11 protein-coding genes and 4 pseudogenes are annotated in these 17,049 nt (G+C 67.6%); 12 read left to right on the top strand and 3 right to left on the bottom strand.

What is annotated here, in order from left to right; all coding sequences use genetic code 11:
• A partial coding sequence (locus BM314_RS29220; protein ID WP_091982023.1) for an MCP four helix bundle domain-containing protein occupies positions 1–1,208 on the bottom strand: 1,208 nt, incomplete at its 3' end.
• A gap of 503 nt (positions 1,209–1,711) precedes the next feature.
• Between BM314_RS29220 and BM314_RS29215 the strand changes: the two are divergent.
• The 7 genes and pseudogenes from BM314_RS29215 (at position 1,712) to BM314_RS29185 (ending at position 8,579) form a co-directional block, all read left to right on the top strand.
• A pseudogene (locus tag BM314_RS29215) lies at positions 1,712–2,218 on the top strand (MucR family transcriptional regulator).
• A 507-nt stretch (positions 2,219–2,725) separates the two neighbouring features.
• Positions 2,726–3,525: pseudogene (locus tag BM314_RS29210) on the top strand (IS5 family transposase); the annotation flags it as partial.
• A gap of 53 nt (positions 3,526–3,578) precedes the next feature.
• Positions 3,579–4,787: pseudogene (locus BM314_RS29205) on the top strand (IS3 family transposase).
• A 143-nt stretch (positions 4,788–4,930) separates the two neighbouring features.
• Positions 4,931–6,856: a heavy metal translocating P-type ATPase gene (locus BM314_RS29200; RefSeq protein WP_091982021.1), complete on the top strand. Its 1,926-nt coding sequence runs from the start codon at positions 4,931–4,933 to the stop codon at positions 6,854–6,856.
• A 99-nt stretch (positions 6,857–6,955) separates the two neighbouring features.
• Complete coding sequence (locus tag BM314_RS29195; RefSeq protein WP_091982019.1) at positions 6,956–7,768, top strand: universal stress protein; 813 nt, start codon at positions 6,956–6,958, stop codon at positions 7,766–7,768.
• Positions 7,768–8,094 (top strand): c-type cytochrome, encoded by a 327-nt coding sequence (locus BM314_RS29190; RefSeq protein WP_091982017.1) that lies wholly within the window; start codon positions 7,768–7,770, stop codon positions 8,092–8,094. The genes BM314_RS29195 and BM314_RS29190 overlap by 1 nt, the downstream gene beginning before the upstream one ends.
• 80 nt (positions 8,095–8,174) lie before the next feature.
• Entirely contained in the window at positions 8,175–8,579 is a 405-nt protein-coding gene (locus tag BM314_RS29185; RefSeq protein ID WP_091982015.1) for a BLUF domain-containing protein, read from the top strand.
• Between the two features lie 272 nt (positions 8,580–8,851).
• Here BM314_RS29185 and BM314_RS29180 read toward each other — a convergent pair.
• Positions 8,852–9,713: pseudogene (locus BM314_RS29180) on the bottom strand (universal stress protein).
• 262 nt (positions 9,714–9,975) lie between these two features.
• Here BM314_RS29180 and BM314_RS29175 point away from each other — a divergent pair.
• From BM314_RS29175 to BM314_RS29165, 3 genes are all read left to right on the top strand, one after another.
• A complete protein-coding gene (locus BM314_RS29175; RefSeq protein WP_091682951.1) occupies positions 9,976–11,526 on the top strand; it encodes a PAS domain-containing sensor histidine kinase in 1,551 nt (516 codons plus the stop codon).
• Entirely contained in the window at positions 11,516–12,124 is a 609-nt protein-coding gene (gene fixJ / locus BM314_RS29170) for a response regulator FixJ (protein ID WP_091982013.1), read from the top strand. Before BM314_RS29175 ends, fixJ begins: the two co-directional genes overlap by 11 nt.
• 88 nt (positions 12,125–12,212) lie before the next feature.
• Positions 12,213–12,611 carry a response regulator transcription factor gene (locus BM314_RS29165; RefSeq protein ID WP_091927991.1) on the top strand — a complete coding sequence of 133 codons (399 nt, stop codon included), beginning with the start codon at positions 12,213–12,215 and terminating at the stop codon, positions 12,609–12,611.
• A 576-nt stretch (positions 12,612–13,187) separates the two neighbouring features.
• Here BM314_RS29165 and BM314_RS29160 read toward each other — a convergent pair.
• On the bottom strand, positions 13,188–14,285 hold the full coding sequence (locus tag BM314_RS29160) for a PAS domain-containing protein (protein ID WP_244540087.1): 1,098 nt from the start codon (positions 14,283–14,285) through the stop codon (positions 13,188–13,190).
• Between the two features lie 553 nt (positions 14,286–14,838).
• Here BM314_RS29160 and BM314_RS29155 point away from each other — a divergent pair.
• Positions 14,839–15,894 (top strand): hypothetical protein, encoded by a 1,056-nt coding sequence (locus tag BM314_RS29155; RefSeq protein WP_244540086.1) that lies wholly within the window; start codon positions 14,839–14,841, stop codon positions 15,892–15,894.
• Positions 15,786–17,006, top strand: coding sequence for an IS256 family transposase (locus tag BM314_RS29150; RefSeq protein WP_091980982.1), 1,221 nt, complete (start codon positions 15,786–15,788; stop codon positions 17,004–17,006). The genes BM314_RS29155 and BM314_RS29150 overlap by 109 nt, the downstream gene beginning before the upstream one ends.
• The last annotated feature ends 43 nt before the right edge of the window (positions 17,007–17,049 follow it).

Raw genomic sequence — 17,049 nt, 5'->3', positions numbered from 1 at the left:
GAGATCATCCCGACCATGTCGCCGATCCGCGCGGCGTTCTGGCTGAGCGCCTGGACGAGGTGGGCGGTCTGGTCGGCTTCGCCCACCGCGGCCTGGGCAAGGTGGGCCGAGTCGGTCACCTGCCGGCCGATCTCCTGCACGGAGGAGCCGAGTTCCTCGGCCGCGGCCGCGACCGTGTTGACGTTGGTCGACGCCTCCTCGGCGGCCGCGGCCACGCTGGTCGATTGCGCAGCGGTCTCCTCGGCGGTGGCGGTCATCTGCTGGGCGGTGGCCTGGAGCTCGGTGGCCGAGGACGAGACCAGGCCGACGATGCCGCCGACGGCGCGCTCGAAACCGTCGGCGAGCTCGATCATGGTGCGCTTCCGCTCGGCAGCCGCGGCCGCGTCGGCGCGGCGTTTCACTTCGGCCTCCTCGGCGGCCTTGCGGGCGACCATGGCCTTGATGCCCTCGACCGCCTGGCCGACGGCGCCGATCTCGTCGCCGCGGGTGGCCTCGCGGATCTCGGCATCGACCTCGCCGTGGGCCATCCGCTGCAGCACCCCAACCAGGCTGCCCAGCGGGCGGGTGATGCCGAAGATCACGATCAGGGCGGACAGCAGGGCGGCGCCGACGAGGCCGGCCGCGGAGGCGCCGATCAGCACGATCCTGGCGGTGCTCACCGCCTGCTCGGCATCGTCGCGCGCCTGCCGCAGCTCGGCGTTGAGGACATCGACCCGTTCCTGCACGAACTCGCGCATCTTTTTGCGCGAAGCCGCAGCGTCGATCAGGAGAGCCTTGGTCGCGCCGTCGTTGTCGTTCTTCAGGCCGAGAGCGGTTGCCCGATCCTGCGCGGCATAGAACTCCTCCAGGATGGTCTTGAGCGTCTGATTGGCGGCTTTGCGCTCTGGTGTGTCGGCCAAGGAGATCAGGGTTTCGGTGGCCTCTTTAGTAGCCTTCAACGTGGCGTCGTAGCGAGCCTTGTAGGCGGCCATCTCCGCCTCACGGGTCTCAAGGATGAGATTGCGTGACTGAATGGCGAGTTCGTTGACATGGGATCGCAGGCTCAGGATCCTTTCGAGCCGAACAGCTTGCAGGTCGACGATCGTGCGGGTTTGCTTGGCAAGTGCGTCGAGGCATGTAATCGCATAGACCATCAATCCCGCGGCAATGAACGCCATCAAGGCGAGCGGCACGATGGCCTTGATGATGATTTTAGAACTGCGCAGCATGGATATGCCCTAGACCGACTAATCCCGATCAGATCATATGATCCGCCGCACATTACTAAAAATCTAACGTTTTCAAATTTTAAGATTGTCGACTCCTAGGAATGATTTATTCGGAGTCGATCTCATATTGAGTGCACTTGAATCCGTGCGCGCGTCGGGTCTCGAACATCATCGAAGAAGGTCGGGCATATTCACGCTCCGGACTCGGGTGGGAAATCATCCGGATATGACAGATCGATCTCGCGCGCCGCCGCTTCCCGGCAGTCGGCCGGGATAAAGCTGGTGCGACCCATGACGCCCCAGAAAGCACTCGAAGCCCCCCCGCGCTCGCGACATGCGCGCTACGGCACCCTGCGTTGGACAGCAATCATCGCAATGTCATCCAAGCGACAATCTTCGTGGTTCTCAGCACTCTTTCGTCTGCGATTTCAACCACTAATATGTGTGAAAAATTATGACCTCATCTTAAATGATTGTATTTTGAATAATCTCACTATTCATAGATGAAATTTAACGTTCGAATCGTTTCTGCCGCGCGTATATTCAATTCACGACGCGAATGTATGGGAGTGAACATACCGATGGATACTGACGCAGTCATTGCAGGAAACAGCCACCTCGATTGCGGCGAGATGACCGCTAACTTAGTGGCGGCGTATGTGTCGCACAATCGCGTCGCAGCCTTGGAGGAGCCTGCACTGATTACGGCGATGGCTGCGGCCTTCACCGGTCTTCAAACTTCCGATCAGTCGGCCGTGTCGGGAAGCAGAAGGGTTACACCGGCCCAGATCCGAGCGTCGATTAGGCACGAGGCGTTAATCAGCTTCGAGGACGGCAAGCCGTACAAGACGATCAAGCGGCATCTGACGGCGTGTGGCCTGACGCCGGAAACGTACCGAGCTTAGTGGGGCCTGCCAAGCGACTACCCGATGGTGGCCCCTGCCTACGGGGCCGAACGGTCCAGGATCGCCAAAAGCTTGGCTATGGGTCGACCTCGGATCGTCCGCTAATCGGAAGCGCTCGACGGCCCCGGGGCGACTGGGTTGGGTCGATAGGGGGCCGTCCGCTTTTCTCGCGGACCTTCACGGAAGCGGACCGGCGGCTTTCGGCCATACTTCGTCACGCCGAATTACCGGCGCGCAGGACCTGACATTCGGCTGCGCGCCCATTCCAGTCACTAGATGGCCCTCTTGTGCGTCTCCGAAGCAGACATCGATCAAGCCAGCGGCCACGACATCCTCCGGAGGGGTCGCCCCGATCAGGTCCCGAGCCCGTCCACGGCCTTGGTGGCCTCCTGCACCTGCCCAGCCTCGTCGGCGAGGCCGCCGTCCCCCTGCTTCCAAGCGCCGTCCATGGCGAAACGCACGAACAGCGCCATCATCGCACCGGCGATGACAACCGCCGTCAGTGCCTTGAAGGTCGAAGTAGCCCACCACCTTCGCCGCGTCCGTCACCTTGGGCCTAGGGCGTCTCTGCAAAGGGTTCACAGGCCGCGGGATCGGCCCCATGTGGGCCTGATGCGACGCTTTGGACTGACTGACGCGCAGTGGGAGCAGATCGCCCCGCTGCTGCCTCCGCAGAAGCCGCGCACGGGCCGGCCCGCCGAGGATCACCGCCAAGTGCTCAACGGCATGCTCTGGATCCTGCGTACCGGTGCTCCCTGGGAGGACCTGCCGGCCCGCTACGGGGTGGTCGGAACCGTGTCGAGCCGGTTCTACCGCTGGCGCAAGGCCGGCGTGTTCGACCGGGTGCTGCAGCGCCTGCAGGCGCAGGCGGACGCCCGCGGCGCCCTGGACTGGGATCTGCACTTCGTGGACGCCACGGTGGTGCGCGCCCACCAGCACGCCGCCGGGGCACGCCGGTCCGGCGCCATCGGGGGGTGAGGCGACCGTCGAGGGCGTGGGCGAAGCGCTCGGGCGCAACCAGGGCGGCTTCTCGACCAAGCTGCATCTGCGTGCCGAGGGCGGGGGTAAGCCGATCACGGCGGTGCTGACGGCGGGCGAGCGCCACGAGCAGTTTGCGTTGGATGCTCTCATGAAGGGGCGCGGTGCCACGTCCAGGGCGAGGCCGCCCGCGCCTACGTCCCCGGCGGATGGCAGGCGACCGGGGCTACTCCAGTCCGCCGGCCCGTCGTCGCCTCCGACAACGCCGGGTCGAGCCGGTGATCCCCACCCGCAAGGACCAGCCCCGCCAGCTCGATTTCGACAAAGACGCCTACTGCGAGCGCAACAAGGTCGAGCGGTTGATCGGTCGGCTCAAACAGTATCGCCGCATCGCCACCCGCTACGAGAAGCGAGCCGCAAACTACCTCGCCATGGAGTTGACCCGGTCTCGTGGAGCCCTCCAGACTTTCCGCACGAGGTGCGCTCCATGCCTCATACACGCCCGCCCTACGCCCCCGAGTTCCGCCGCCAGATGGTCGAATTGGTCCGCGCCGGACGCGACCCGGCCGATCTCGCCCGCGAGTTCGAGCCCTCCGCCCAGGCCATCCGCAACTGAGTCGCTCAAGCCGACCGCGGTGAGAGCCGTGGCGCCTCCAAGAATGACGTCCTGACGCTCGCCGAGCGGGAGGAACTGGCCCGTCTACGCCGCGAGGTGCGGCAGCTTCGGTTGGAGCGCGACATCCTCTCAAAAGCCGCGGCCTGGTTCGCACGGGAGAGCGGCGCGGTGCCGTCGGGCTCTTCCAGTTCATGAGCGCGAACCAGGCCGTCTTCCCCATTGCGGCCATGGCACGCAGCGGGCACCCCATCGCGGCCTGCCGCGATGGGAACCCTGCTCGGCGTGTCGGAGGCCGGCTATCACGCTTGGCGGCAGCGCACGCCCTCCGTCCGTGCCGTGGCGGATGCCGCGTTTTTGAAGCAGATCCGCACCGCTCACGCTGGGTCGGGCGAAATCTACGGTGCGCCGCGCGTGCACGCTACGCTGGCAGCGCAGGGCGCACGACACGGACGCAAGCGCATTGCGCGGCTGATGCGCGAGGCGGGCCTTGTCGGCGTCAGCCGCCAGCGCAGAGGCGTCGTGACCACTCGACGCGACCGGGAGGCTCGCCCCGCGCCCGATCTCGTGGACCGCACCTTCTCGGCCGAGGCCCCCAACCAGCTCTGGGTCGGTGACATCACCTTCGTGCAGACCGCCGCGGGCTTCCTCTACCTCGCCGTGGTGGTCGACGCCTGGAGCCGGCGCGTCGTTGGCTGGTCGATGGCCAGCCACCTGCGGACCGAACTCGTTCTCGACGCACTGGAGATGGCCATCATGCAGCGCCGACCGCGCGATGTAATCCACCACTCCGACCAAGGATCGCAATACACGTCGCTGGCCTTCGGCGGTCGCTGCCGCGAAGCGGGCGTGCGGCCCTCCATGGGCTCGGTGGGCGACGCCTACGACAACGCAATGTGCGAGAGCTTCTTCGCGACGCTGGAGTGCGAGTTGCTCGACCGCCGGCGCTTCGCCTCTCAAGCACAGGCCCGCATGGCCGTGTTCACCTTCATCGAGGGCTTCTACAATCCCGTGCGCCTTCACTCCGCGCTCGGTTATCGCTCACCCATCCGCTACGAACAGGAGATGCTCGCCAACCCTTGATCCGCAAGCGTTCCACCGCTCCACCAAAACGGGTCAACTCCAACTCCAGCGGACTCCGCGATCCCGCCGCGACGCGTTGATCCAGCGCAAGGCCTGCGAAGCCGGACCGAGCTCATCTCGTAGGCTCAAACGGGAGGGCAGACATGAAGACGTCAGCCCTAAGCTCGCCCGGGACGGATCGACCGGTGACCACCGGATGGAGGCCGGGCGTGCACGGGTGGCTTGCAGCCCTGCCGCTTGCCGGCCTCTGTGTCGGCTTGGCTGTGCAGGTCATCGGTCGGGCAGATATCGCCGCGGCGGCCTGGACCCTCGCGACCCTGACGGTCCTCGTAGCCCTCGTGTTCCAGGTTGTGACGAGCCTGGCGAAAGGCGACGTCGGGCTCGACCTCGTCGCCCTGCTCTCGATGGGCGGCGCGCTCGCCCTTTCGCAGCCGCTGGCCGGCGCCGTCATCGCCCTGATGTACGCCGGCGGCCAGTCGTTGGAGGCGTACGCGTCCGGCCGCGCCAGCAGGGCGATGACCGCGCTGGTCGCGCGCCAGCCACGCACCGCCATGCGCGAGGACGGTGGCGCCCTGACGGAGGTGCCGCTCGCGGCGCTGGTCCCGGGAGACCGCATCCTGGTGCGCGTCGGCGACGTCGTGCCGGTCGACGGGCGGGTCGCCGCAGGTCGCGCCATCCTCGACCGGTCCAGCCTCACCGGCGAGGCACTGCCGGTCAGCTTCGGCGCGAACGAGGCCGTGTTGAGCGGTACGGTGAACGCGGGCACGCCGTTCACCTTGGTGGCGGAGCGGCCCGCGGCCGAGAGCACGTATGCCGGGATCGTCCGCCTCGTGGAGGCGGCGCAAGCCCGGAAGGCGCCGATGGCACGCCTGGCGGACCGGTACGGGCTCGTTTTCCTCGTTCTCACGCTGCTGCTGGCCGGAGGCGCTTGGCTCGCCACCGACGACCCCGTTCGGGCGCTGGCCGTGCTGGTCGTTGCCACCCCGTGCCCGCTGATCCTGGCGGTGCCCGTCGCGCTCGTCTCCGGCCTCTCCCGCGCCGCCGGCATCGGCGTCCTCATCAAGGGCGGTGGTGCCCTTGAGATGCTGGCCAAGGTCCGCGTCCTGGTCGTCGACAAAACCGGCACCCTGACCCACGGCACCGCCCGGATGGTGTCCATGCGGATCCTCGGCGCCTTTTCCGAGGACGAGGTGCTGGGACTCGCGGCGTCTCTCGAACAAGCCTCGGGGCACCCGGTCGGGCAGGCACTGGTCGAGGAGGCGCGCCGACGAGGTCGGACGCTCTCTCAACCCGAAGCCGTCGTGGAGACGCCCGGGGAAGGCGTGACCGGTCTCGTGGAGGGGCGGCACCTCGTCATCGGGGGGCTGCACCTGATGCGAATCCACGGGATCGACTTCCGGATACCGGACGAGGCGCGAGGCCTGGCGGCAGCCGCGGCGACGGTTCTGGTCGCCATCGACGGCGCGCCGGCCGCCGTCCTGGAGTTCGCCGACCCGCTCCGTGCGGACGGCGGCATCGCGCTTCTGGAACTTCGCGCGTGCGGCATCGAGCGGGTAGTGCTCGCGACCGGAGACCGGTGTGCCGTCGCCGAGGCGCTCGTCGCCGGTCTGCCCGTCGACGCCGTCGCCGCCGACCTCGACCCGACGGCGAAGACGAACACCGTGGCCGCCGAGCGTCGCAACGGGCCCGTGATGATGGTCGGCGACGGGGTGAACGACGCGCCGGCCTTGGCGGCCGCCGATCTCGGCGTGGCACTCGGCGCGAGGGGTGCGGCGGCCGCGGCCGAAGCCGCGGACGTCGTCCTGCTGGTCGACAGCCTGGCCCCGCTGCCCGATGCCATCCGCATCGCCAAGCGGACCCGCACTATCGCGCTTCAGAGCGTGTGGATCGGCCTCGGCCTGTCGCTCGCCGGCATGACTGCGGCGGCGCTGGGCCACCTCTCGCCCCTTCAGGGCGCGTTGCTCCAGGAGGTTATCGACGTGGCGGTCATCCTCAACGCCATGCGTGCGCTCGGCGGCTCCCAGGACGCCCGCAAGCCGACGGCGCGGGAAGTTGCGCGGCATCCATGAGGCCGTCGACGGCCCGCGGACCTTGCGATGGATCAAGGTGGCCCGTTCCCGCCAGGACCAAGCTCCCTTCGTCGGCATCGACGCACAACGGAGGCCGCCATGGACTACGCGAACATCCTCGTGTCCGCCGACCTCGGCGAGGCCGCACCGAATCGGATACGGCTCGCCGCCGACCTGGCCCGACGCTTCGGGGCGACCCTGACAGGTGTGGCCGCCCACACCGTTCCGGCCCCCATCCTGGTGCGGGACATCTACGATGCCATTGACCAGGAAGGCCGCAACAAGGCGCAGATACAAGCCATCCTGGAACAGGCGCACGCGTCGTTCGAACGCTTCGCCGGGGATGGCATTCCTACCGACTGGCGCTGGTGCTTCGCCGACGCCACCGAACATCTTATCGAGCAGGCGCGCGCCGCGGACCTCGTGGTAGTGAGCCGGAAGGGTCTCGGAGACCAGGATCCAGGACCTCTCGGCGTGCCGCCCGGGCCCGTGATCATGGAGGCAGCCAGGCCGGTCCTGGTCGTGCCGCCGAGGACCGCGCACCTGAAGGCGGCGCGCATCTTGGTCGCATGGAAGGATAGCCCCGAAGCACGACGGGCGGTGTCGGCCGCGCTGCCTATCATGCGGGAGGCGGACCAGGTCCTCGTCGCGACGGTCGGCACGGACGCACACCTTACGGGCGCGGAAGACGTCGCCTACCACCTCGCGCGGCACGGTGCCCACGTCACACCGCACCGTCTGCACACGAAGGACGACGACGGCTCGGAGATCCTGCGCTTTGCCCTGATGCAGGATGCCGACCTGATCGTCCTCGGCGCCTACGGCCATTCCCGGTTGCGGGAGTGGATATTCGGCGGCGTGACGCGAGACCTGTTGGACCGCTCGCCCCTCTGCAGCCTGATGTGCCATTGATGACCGGCAAGCGTGTCCTGCCCGTTGCGAGCGTCGCGCTCCTACTGCTCGCCGGGCCTGCGGCGGCGGAGGAGGCTTCCGCCGCGCGCGGTCGGGCCCTGGCGGGCATCGTCTGCGCTCGCTGTCACGCAGTGCGTATGACGGGCGAGAACCCGATGCGCGAGGCGCCTCCGCTCCGCAAGCTCGCCGAGAGCTTCCCCATAGGCGACCTCGCCGACGTCCTGGACGAAGGCGTCGAACGCCGGCATCCCGCCATGCCGGACTTCCGGCTCGACCCCAGCGATGCGGCCGACCTGACGGCCTATATGCGGACGCTGAGGCGGTGAGACGGACGTCAAGGCGCCGGCAGCCCGAGACCAAGGACGAGGGTTCGACGGGACGCCGAGCCCCGAAGGGGACGAGCACCATGGAAGGGTCGCTTCTCTACGTCAGCCGGCGGATGTCCTCCGACGCTGAGGTCCGGAACATCGTCGAGACGTCGCTGGCCAGGAACGCACAACTCGGCGTCACCGGAGCACTCGTCGCGTCGCGCGGGCGCTTCGCACAGATCCTCGAAGGCCCGCGCGCCGCGGTGGACGCGCTGATGGACAGCATCCGGCGCGATCGGCGCCATGCAGGCGTGGAGGTGCTAATCTACGATGACATCGACAGGCGGCGCTTCGCGGACTGGACCCTGGCCTATTCCGGCGCCTCCGTTTTCGTCGATGGGCTGATCGGAACTCTAGCCGAGCGCGCCACGCCCCTGCCGCATCGAGGCGACGTGCGCCGCTTGATCCAGGCCATTCGGGAACTCGCGCGCGCACGAATTTGACGGGCCGGCAAGCCCGGGCCGCCTGAAGCGGTGCGCGGCCGCTCTACTCGACGAAGCTCCAGCCGGCCTTCAGGGCGGCGCGCTCCTCCTCGTTTATCGGGCCGGGCCACTCCGGCCTGTTCGGTGCCCGCACCTGAGGCGGCACCTCCCCGACATCGAGCTTTGCCGGTGCGGATCGGCGGCGCGCGCTCGAGGTATCGCGTCTCCGGGCAGCCCGACCAGTCGGGCCGCTCCCTGAAGATCCTTGCTTGAACACGGTCGGCCTCCCGGGCTTAATGGGCGAGGAACAGCGGTGCCGGGCTGCCCCTCAGGAAGGAGCGGGTCACCCCGCCGAAAAAGTATTCACGCGTGGGGGAATGCCGGTAGGCACCCATCACGATCATGTCGGCCCGGAACAAGCCGGCCTGGGCGCGCAACGTGTCGGCGACGCTCTCCCCCCTTCGGCAGGTCGTTGACGCTGACGTTTACCCCGTGCCGCGCGAGATGAGGTGCGAACTCGGCGCCTGGCACCCCTTCTTGGATCTCTGCCTCGGTGCCGACCGAGACGATCTCGACAGCCTCGGCCGAACGCAGGAACGGCAAGGCGTCGTTGGCGGCGCGGGCGGCCTGGGCGCTGCCGTCCCAGGCGACGATGATCCGCCGTGCCGCGAAGGCGTCGTGTCCCGGCGGGACGGCGATGACCGGCCGGCCGCTGTGAAACAGCGCCTTCTCGACCATCTCGCGGTCGAGGTCGTACGTCCGCGGACCGATGTCGAGGACCGTCAGGTCGTGCAGGCGCGCGCGGGCGGCGAGACGGTTCACGATCTCCGGATACGGCAGGCTCGGCGTCTCCGTCGTGCAGACCACGCCGGCCTGCGCGGCATCCCCAGCCGAGCGCTCGGCGACGGAGCGGGCCAGGGCGTCGAGCCGGCGGTCCATGACCGAGACGCCTTCGTAGTCGAACTCGCCGAGCCAGGCGTCGTCGCCCGAGAGGCGCCACGAGGCCGACTGGACGGTGAGGTGGGCGCCGGCGGCCTTGGCCAAGGTCAGGCCGTAGCCGATGGCCGACGAGGCCTCCTCGCGCTCGCCCTCCACGGCCGTGCCGACGAGGACGTCGCGAATGCCTGCGAGGTGCGAAGGGCTGAATCTGGACATGGAAGTTCTCCGGGTTGAGCCGATCCCATGGTTCCTCCCGTCGTGGCTGCGCGGCGTTGATCCATCTCAAGCGGCCGGAGCGACGCGGTATCGGTGCCGGTCCGGCCCAAAGAGCTACTCGACCCGGGCCGCGAATACGCACCTGCGGCTGTTCCCCACTCCGAAATCGCAGTAATAACTGGGCACGAGATGCAGCCGGGTGGCGGTCGGACACGGGCGAGCTCCACGACGGCCGCGCGCAGGACTTCTCCGGGTGCGCTCGATGACGGACACCGTCGACCGGCCCAGCGCCGACCTTGAGCGTGACGTCACGCGAGCGAGCGACGAGCTTCGGCAGACCCTCGACGAGGTCGGGATCTGCGTCTGGTCGCTGGACATCCCGACCGGGCGGGCCACGGTCTCCCCGACCTGCGCGCGCCTGTTCGGGGTGCCACCCGAGCGGCTGACCACGTTCGCTGACTCACAGGCGTTGGTTCACCCGGACGACCGCCAGGCCCGCGCTGACGCCATCCAGAAAGCGCTGCGTGAGGGCGGGAGCTACGAGGTCGACTACCGCGTCGTGCGGCCGGACGAGTCCGTCTGCTGGCTGCGCTCGCGCGGGCGGGTGAACCTCGACGCGGCTGGCAGGCCGGCGCGCCATCGCGGGGTTGTCCAGAGCATCGACGAGCAGAAGCGGGCCGAAGAGGACATCCGGGCGCGCGAGGCGCACCTGCGCTCGATCCTCGACACCGTGCCCGAAGCCATGGTCGTCATCGACGAGGCGGGCCTCATCCATTCTTTCAGCGCCGCAGCCGAGCGGCTGTTCGGCTACGCGGCTGGCGAGGTGGCCGGGCAGAACGTCCGCATTCTGATGCCGGAACCGATGCGGGGCGAGCACGACGGCTACCTCGACCATTACCGGCGGACGCGGGAGCGGCGCATCATCGGCACCAACCGGATCGTAACCGGCCGGCGGGCCGACGGCACGACGTTCCCGATGGAGCTCGCCATCGGTGAGATGCGCTCGGGCGAGCAGGTGTTCTTCACCGGGTTCATCAACGACCTCACCGAACACCAGAAGACGCAAGCCCGGCTCCAGGAACTCCAGACCGAGCTCGTCCACGTCTCCCGCCTGAGCGCGATGGGCGAGATGGCGTCCACCCTGGCGCACGAGCTGAACCAGCCGCTCGGTGCCATCGCGAACTACACTAAGGGTTGCCGTCGGTTGCTCGCGCGGTCCGGCCCGGAAGCCATCGCCAAGTCGTTGGACGTTCTCGACAAGACCGCCGAGCAAGCCCTGCGGGCCGGCCAAATCATTCGCCGGCTCCGGGAGTTCGTTACCCGCGGGGAGACGCAGCGACGGCTGGAGCCGGTCTCGCGGCTGATCGAGGAGTCAAGCGCCCTGGCCTTCATCGGTGCCAGGGAACAGGGCGTCGTTGCTAAAATCCGGGTGGCCCCCGGCCTGAAGGCCGTACTGGCCGACCGGGTCCAGATCCAGCAAGTCTTGGTCAATCTCATGCGGAACGCGCGCGAGGCCATGCAGCAGAGCGAACGGCGCGAGATGACCGTCGACGCCCATGCGCTATCCGCGAAGATGGTCGAGATCACGGTGTCGGACACCGGCCCCGGCATCGCGGACGAGGTCGCGGACCGCCTCTTCCGGCCGTTCGTGACCACCAAGGCCAGCGGGATGGGCGTCGGCCTCTCGATCTGCCGCACCATCATCGAGGCGCATGGCGGCCGCCTGACGGCCGAGCGCAACGCAGCCGGAGGTGCCACATTCCGTCTGACTTTGCCGACCGCCGCCGAGGGAGACACGGCCAATGGCAGTTAGCCTCGTGCACGTCGTGGACGACGACCCGGCGATGCGGGATTCGGTCGGCTTTCTGCTCGACACCGCCGGCTTCGAGGTCGCGCTCTATGAGGCCGGGTCGCGCCTCCTCGAAACGCTGGCGAAGCCCGCCGCGGGATGCGTCCTGACCGACATCCGCATGCCCGGCATCGACGGGCTGGAACTGCTGCGCCGTTTGCGGGCGATGGGACACACCTTGCCGGTGGTCATGATGACAGGGCACGGGGATGTGCCGCTCGCGGTCGAGGCGATGAAGCTCGGCGCCTGCGATTTCATCGAGAAGCCGTTCGACGACGAGGCGCTGATCCAGGCGCTTAGGTCGGCCTCGGAGCGTGGCGGGGTCGCCGGAACTGTCGACCCGACGGTGCGCGATTTCGTTCGACGCGTTGGGACCCTTAGCGAGCGCGAGCGGCAGGTTCTGGATCATCTTGTGGCCGGCCGCACCAGCAAGGAAATCGGCCGCTCGCTCGACATCAGCCCACGCACCGTCGAGATCTACAGGGCCAAGCTCATGGCAAAGACGCGAGCGGAGAGCCTGCAGGAATTGGTGCGCTGGTCAGTGCTGGCTGGGCTCGTCTGACGCCGGCTTGAGGCAGGTCAAGGCGAGCGCCCGGTCCTTTCCGCAAGGTGGCGTCTTCAACCGCGAGCCACACCGGACGGCGACCCCCATGCCATCGGCCCCTCAGAGCCTCATCTACGTCGTGGATGACGATCCGGCCGTCCTGCACTCCACCCGCTTCCTGATCGAGTGCGAAGGTCACCGCGTCGAGACCTTCGCTGACGGCCACGATCTGCTGGCGGCCTTCCCCGGTCCGCGACCGGCCTTCGTGCTGCTCGACCACGTCATGCCGGGGATGGATGGTCTTGAGGTGCTTGGCCATCTGCGCGAGCTCGACGCACATGTGCCCGTCGTGCTGATCACCGGCCATCCCGACCCGGGCATCCGGGCGCGCGCCAGGGCCGCGGGCGTTCCCCTAGTCGATAAGCCGCTGGTGTTTGACGCGCTCCTCGGCCTGCTCGCCAACGAAGCGGCTGAGGTTTCGGCCAAACGAGCCTTACGGAGCTGAAACGAGATCTCGACCGCGCCACTGCGCCCTGACGGTGGAAATTGGATGCCTAATACCCGCTCCGGGACGTCCGAGAAGGGTGGTTTTCTGCCAGTCCGCTTTCGGAACCCGGAGCCAGAAGATCGGACTTGCAGCGAGTAGGATTGCCCAGGTTCGATGTAGACAAAGAACGCTTTCGCGTGAGGTGCTTTCCCGATGCCTCAGCCCGTTCTCCCTAACCACTGAGTTTCGTCGGCAGATAATCGATCTGGAGAGCGCCAGCCGCAGTCCGGCGCACTTCGCCCGCAAGTTCCAGCCCTCCGATCAGGCCATTTGTAACCGTACTACAGAGGCCGAGCGTAGCGTAGGTCGACAGGAGGCGAAGCCACGGGCCGCCGATGAGGGATTAAAGACACGAAGCGCGACAATCTCCTCTCACTCGGGTGAGAGGTCAAACCGTAAAATCTGGAGCGCGGTAAGCGTTGTCATGCGACCCAGCTGTCATACAATAACCACTCCCTCTGCTCGGTCTGAAATGCCGGCGAGGTCAGGTGCCGAATGCACCGGACGGTCGAGCGGCCTGAAGCTGAAGCGCGGTTAAGCCTCGCGGACGCCGGGCTTCTTGCCTGCCTCAAAGATGAATTCGACGCCCGCCTCTTCCAGCGCACGACGCACGGCGAGCAGGGTGTCCGAGCGCGACCGAACCGCCGAGGTTGGGTCCTCCAGCCGATTGAGTGTTGAGACCGAGACATTGGCCAACGCGGCAAGATCATCCTTAGAAAGGCCCGTGATCGCACGGGCCGAGCGGATTTGGCTCGAAGTCAGGGTCTCGTCAGCGGGCGCGGCCTGCACGATTCCCTGCTGCAGCGCAGCATCGGGCGGCGGGGCCCCGTAGCGGGTTCGCCCCGGCACGTTGAGGCACACCCCGACCCATTCTCGGACGGAGCCGTCCTTGTTCAGGACCGGCGCGCCGCGGGCATTGAACCAGCGATAGATCCCGTCCGCGCACAGGACGCGATAGTCCGTGTTGTAGGGCGCCGTGTGCTCCACCGCCGTGGTCCAGGCCGCGAGCGTGCGGGAGCGGTCGTCCGGGTGGACGGCGTCGAGCCAGCCCAGACCCTGCATCTGCGCGTGAGACTGACCGGTCAGGGCCATCCACTGCGGCATCTCGCTCGGCTCACCGTTCGCCTTGTTGACCCAGAAGACCGCTGCCGTCGCGGCGATCAACGCGTTCAGGCGGTCATGCCGCTGCATGAGCGCGTTCATAGTCTCGTGCTGCGCCGTGACGTCGAACACGACGCCCATGCCCTGGCTCGGGCGCCCGTCCGCGCCAAGCATGACCTCGGCGTGGTGCAGGAGCCAGCGCTGGGTCCGATCCGGCCGGATGATGCGGAATTCGCGACTGACCGGTTGGCCGGAGCGCAGCACGGCGATCTGGTCGCCGTGCGCGGCCTGATCCTCCGGGTGGATCATGTCGAGCCCGAAGCCGAAGGTCATCTCTGTGGTCGGGTCAAGGCCCAGAATCCGGTAGAGGCCCGGCGACGCGTCCAGCCGCTCGGAGCGCAGGTCCGCCGACCAGAAGCCGATTTTTCCCGTATCCTCGATCAGTTTCAGGTAGTGGCGCGAGGAGAAGCCGCGCGGGGCGACGCCGATCTCGGTCTTCGCCTGCGGACGCATCAATGCACGTGTCGGCATCGCCTCACCCCGATTGCCAGCGCTCCAGAACTGAGATGCGAAATGCCATAATCGTGGCCGTGAAAGCGTTAATAAGACAGCATTCGATCCATATTGACTGACATTTGATGGCGGCTGTCAGCGTCGTGCAGGCCATCGATCGCTTAGAGAAGGAAGCCTGCATCGGCTTCCTTCTTGGCGATCGATGGATACCAGAATTCGACGAGGTATCTATCGATCGAGCGCGATGGATATGCCGCAGAATGGAACAAAAAATTCCACTGCGCCCGAAGCTTCGGATGTGTCCGGCGGAATGACAGGAAATTGGATCCCCTCGAGCGCGATTGAACAGGAATTCCGGCGATCGGCTTGAGACTCTGGCAGTCCGAAGCGGTCATCCTCTCACCGGAGACGCGGCGAGCCGTCTCCTGCCTGGGTACCTGAATGTCGCTGTCAAATGCCGAATGCCGGGCGAAGTCGAGCACCCTCGACAGTGCACCGGCGTCGATCCAGTTCGACCTCCGCGGCAGGGTGATCGCCGCCGACGCTTCGACGTCCTCGAACGGGCGCGGCCATGAGTGAGATCATCCTGCCAATGGGCGTCGACGACGCGGTGCACCTGCCCGACGAGGACGCGCGCCTGCGCGAGGCGATGCGCGCCACGATGCTCGCCGAGACGCTGCAACTCGGCCGATACTCGGCAGTGACGCAGGCCGCCGTCGTGCTCGCGCTGGCCGCCATCTTCTGGGGCATCGTCTCGCACGCTTACCTGTCCGGTCTCGCGGTGGCGGTGACGGCGCTGTGCGCGGTGGCTATGATCGCGATGCGCCGCTATCGCGGCCGCCTCGGCGACCGATCGATCGCCCGGGAGGCCTTCGCCGTCCTTCACGGCCTCGCGCTCGGCCGTGGTCTCGCCTGGGCCAGCATGCCGGCGATCCTGCTGCCCTCGGTCGACAATGCCTACCGGATCGTGGTCGGGGCCGTCTGCGCCGCCCTGATCTCGCACGCCTACGTGGCGGGCCCGATCTTCTCCCTGGCACTCCTGGCCGTGGCGCCGGTGGTGGCCGGCATCTTCGTCGGGCTCGCCGGTTGCGAGAGCCCGGTCGGCGAGTACGTCGCCGTGCTGCTGTCGCTGTACGCGGCCTTCGTCTTCGTGAGCGCGCGTCGGATGTGCCGGCACTCCTACCAGCGCCTCTGCGACCGCGTCATGGTGCAGGCGCAGAGCGAGACCATCGGGTTCCTCCTCAAGGATTTCGCCGAGGGCACGAGCGACTGGCTCTGGGAAACCGACACGGTCGGGCGCCTTCGGCAGGCCCGCGCCGCTGTCGCCGCCCTGCTCGGCGTCGAGGTCGCCGGGCTGCGCCACCGGCCGCTGTCCGAGCTTCTGCGCGCGTTCGCCGACCCGGACGGCGACGGCGCGGACGCCCAGGCCGTCGCCGCGGCGATCGCGGCGCGCGCGCCTTTGGGACTGTCAGGAATTTCGTGTGGGGGCGGCCATAGTGGACCCGAAGGAGGTTCCCGATGGCACGACGCAAAGCACCCCGCATCCCTGACGCGATCCTGGACCAGCTCCTGGCCGGGGCCGATCCGAAGACGGCCTTCGAGGCCGACGGTCTGTTGGACGAGCTGAAGAAGGCCCTGGCCGAGCGGGCGCTCAACGCAGAGATGGACCATCATCTGGCGGGCGAGGACGCCGGCAACACGCGCAACGGCTACGGTCGCAAGACGGTCACGACCGAGACGGGCCGGATCGAACTGGCGATCCCGCGCGATCGGCATGCGACGTTCGACCCGCAGCTGATCGCCCGCTACCAGCGCCGCTTCCCGGGCTTCGACGACAAGATCGTGTCGATGTATGCGCGTGGCATGAGCACCCGAGAGATCGCCGCGCACCTGCGCGAGCTCTACGGGATCGAGGTCTCACCCGACCTGATCAGCGCGGTGACCGACGCGGTCCTGGAGGAGGTCGCCGCCTGGCAAGCCCGGCCGCTGGAGCCGGTCTACCCGATCGTGTTCTTTGACGCCCTGCGGATCAAGGTGCGTGACGAGGGCGTGGTCCGCAACAAGGCCGTCCACATCGCGCTGGGCGTGCGCGCCGACGGCTCCAAGGAGATCCTCGGCCTCTGGCTGGAGCAGAACGAGGGCGCCAAGTTCTGGTTGCGGGTCATGAACGAGCTAAGGAACCGCGGCGTCGAGGACGTGCTGCTTGCCGTGGTCGATGGCCTGAAGGGCTTCCCCGATGCGATCCGGGCGGTGTTCCCCGAGGCGCTGGTCCAAACCTGCATCGTGCACCTGCTACGCCACAGCCTCGACTTCGTGTCCTACAAGGACCGCAAGCTCGTGGCGGGTGCGCTGAAGGACATCTACCGCGCGCTCGATGCCGCGGCTGGCGAGGCGGCGTTGGCGGCCTTCGAGACAAGCGAATGGGGTCGGCGCTACCCAGCCATCGCCCAGAGCTGGCGACGGGCCTGGGGCGAGGTGGTCCCGTTCTATGCCTTCCCCGGCGAGGTGCGCCGGATCCTGTACACGACCAACGCCATCGAGGCCCTGAACGCCACGCTGCGCCGGGCTGTGCGCGCCCGCGGTCACTTCCCGACCGACGAGGCCGCGCTGAAGCTGCTCTACCTGGTCTTGAACCGCTCCGAGAAGGCGTGGAAGATGGGGCCACGTGAGTGGGTCATGGCCAAGGCGCAGTTCGCCGTCATCTTCGGCGAGCGCTTCACACGGGCCATGGCGGCCTGATGTTCAACCCGCCGCCCGCACACGGAATTCCTGACAGTCCCCG

Origin of the sequence: Methylobacterium sp. 13MFTsu3.1M2 (assembly GCF_900112625.1) — a bacterium.
Classification (GTDB): domain Bacteria; phylum Pseudomonadota; class Alphaproteobacteria; order Rhizobiales; family Beijerinckiaceae; genus Methylobacterium.
This window is presented reverse-complemented; position numbering and strand designations above follow the sequence as displayed.

Excerpts from the sequence above, each read along its gene's own strand:
- BM314_RS29200 (WP_091982021.1), top strand. The coding sequence starts at position 4,931 with ATGAAGACGTCAGCCCTAAGCTCGCCCGGGACGGATCGACCGGTGACC.
- BM314_RS29195 (WP_091982019.1), top strand. The coding sequence starts at position 6,956 with ATGGACTACGCGAACATCCTCGTGTCCGCCGACCTCGGCGAGGCCGCA.
- BM314_RS29190 (WP_091982017.1), top strand. The coding sequence starts at position 7,768 with ATGACCGGCAAGCGTGTCCTGCCCGTTGCGAGCGTCGCGCTCCTACTG.
- BM314_RS29185 (WP_091982015.1), top strand. The coding sequence starts at position 8,175 with ATGGAAGGGTCGCTTCTCTACGTCAGCCGGCGGATGTCCTCCGACGCT.
- BM314_RS29175 (WP_091682951.1), top strand. The coding sequence starts at position 9,976 with ATGACGGACACCGTCGACCGGCCCAGCGCCGACCTTGAGCGTGACGTC.
- fixJ (WP_091982013.1), top strand. The coding sequence starts at position 11,516 with ATGGCAGTTAGCCTCGTGCACGTCGTGGACGACGACCCGGCGATGCGG.
- BM314_RS29165 (WP_091927991.1), top strand. The coding sequence starts at position 12,213 with ATGCCATCGGCCCCTCAGAGCCTCATCTACGTCGTGGATGACGATCCG.
- BM314_RS29160 (WP_244540087.1), bottom strand. The coding sequence starts at position 14,285 with ATGCCGACACGTGCATTGATGCGTCCGCAGGCGAAGACCGAGATCGGC.
- BM314_RS29155 (WP_244540086.1), top strand. The coding sequence starts at position 14,839 with ATGAGTGAGATCATCCTGCCAATGGGCGTCGACGACGCGGTGCACCTG.
- BM314_RS29150 (WP_091980982.1), top strand. The coding sequence starts at position 15,786 with ATGGCACGACGCAAAGCACCCCGCATCCCTGACGCGATCCTGGACCAG.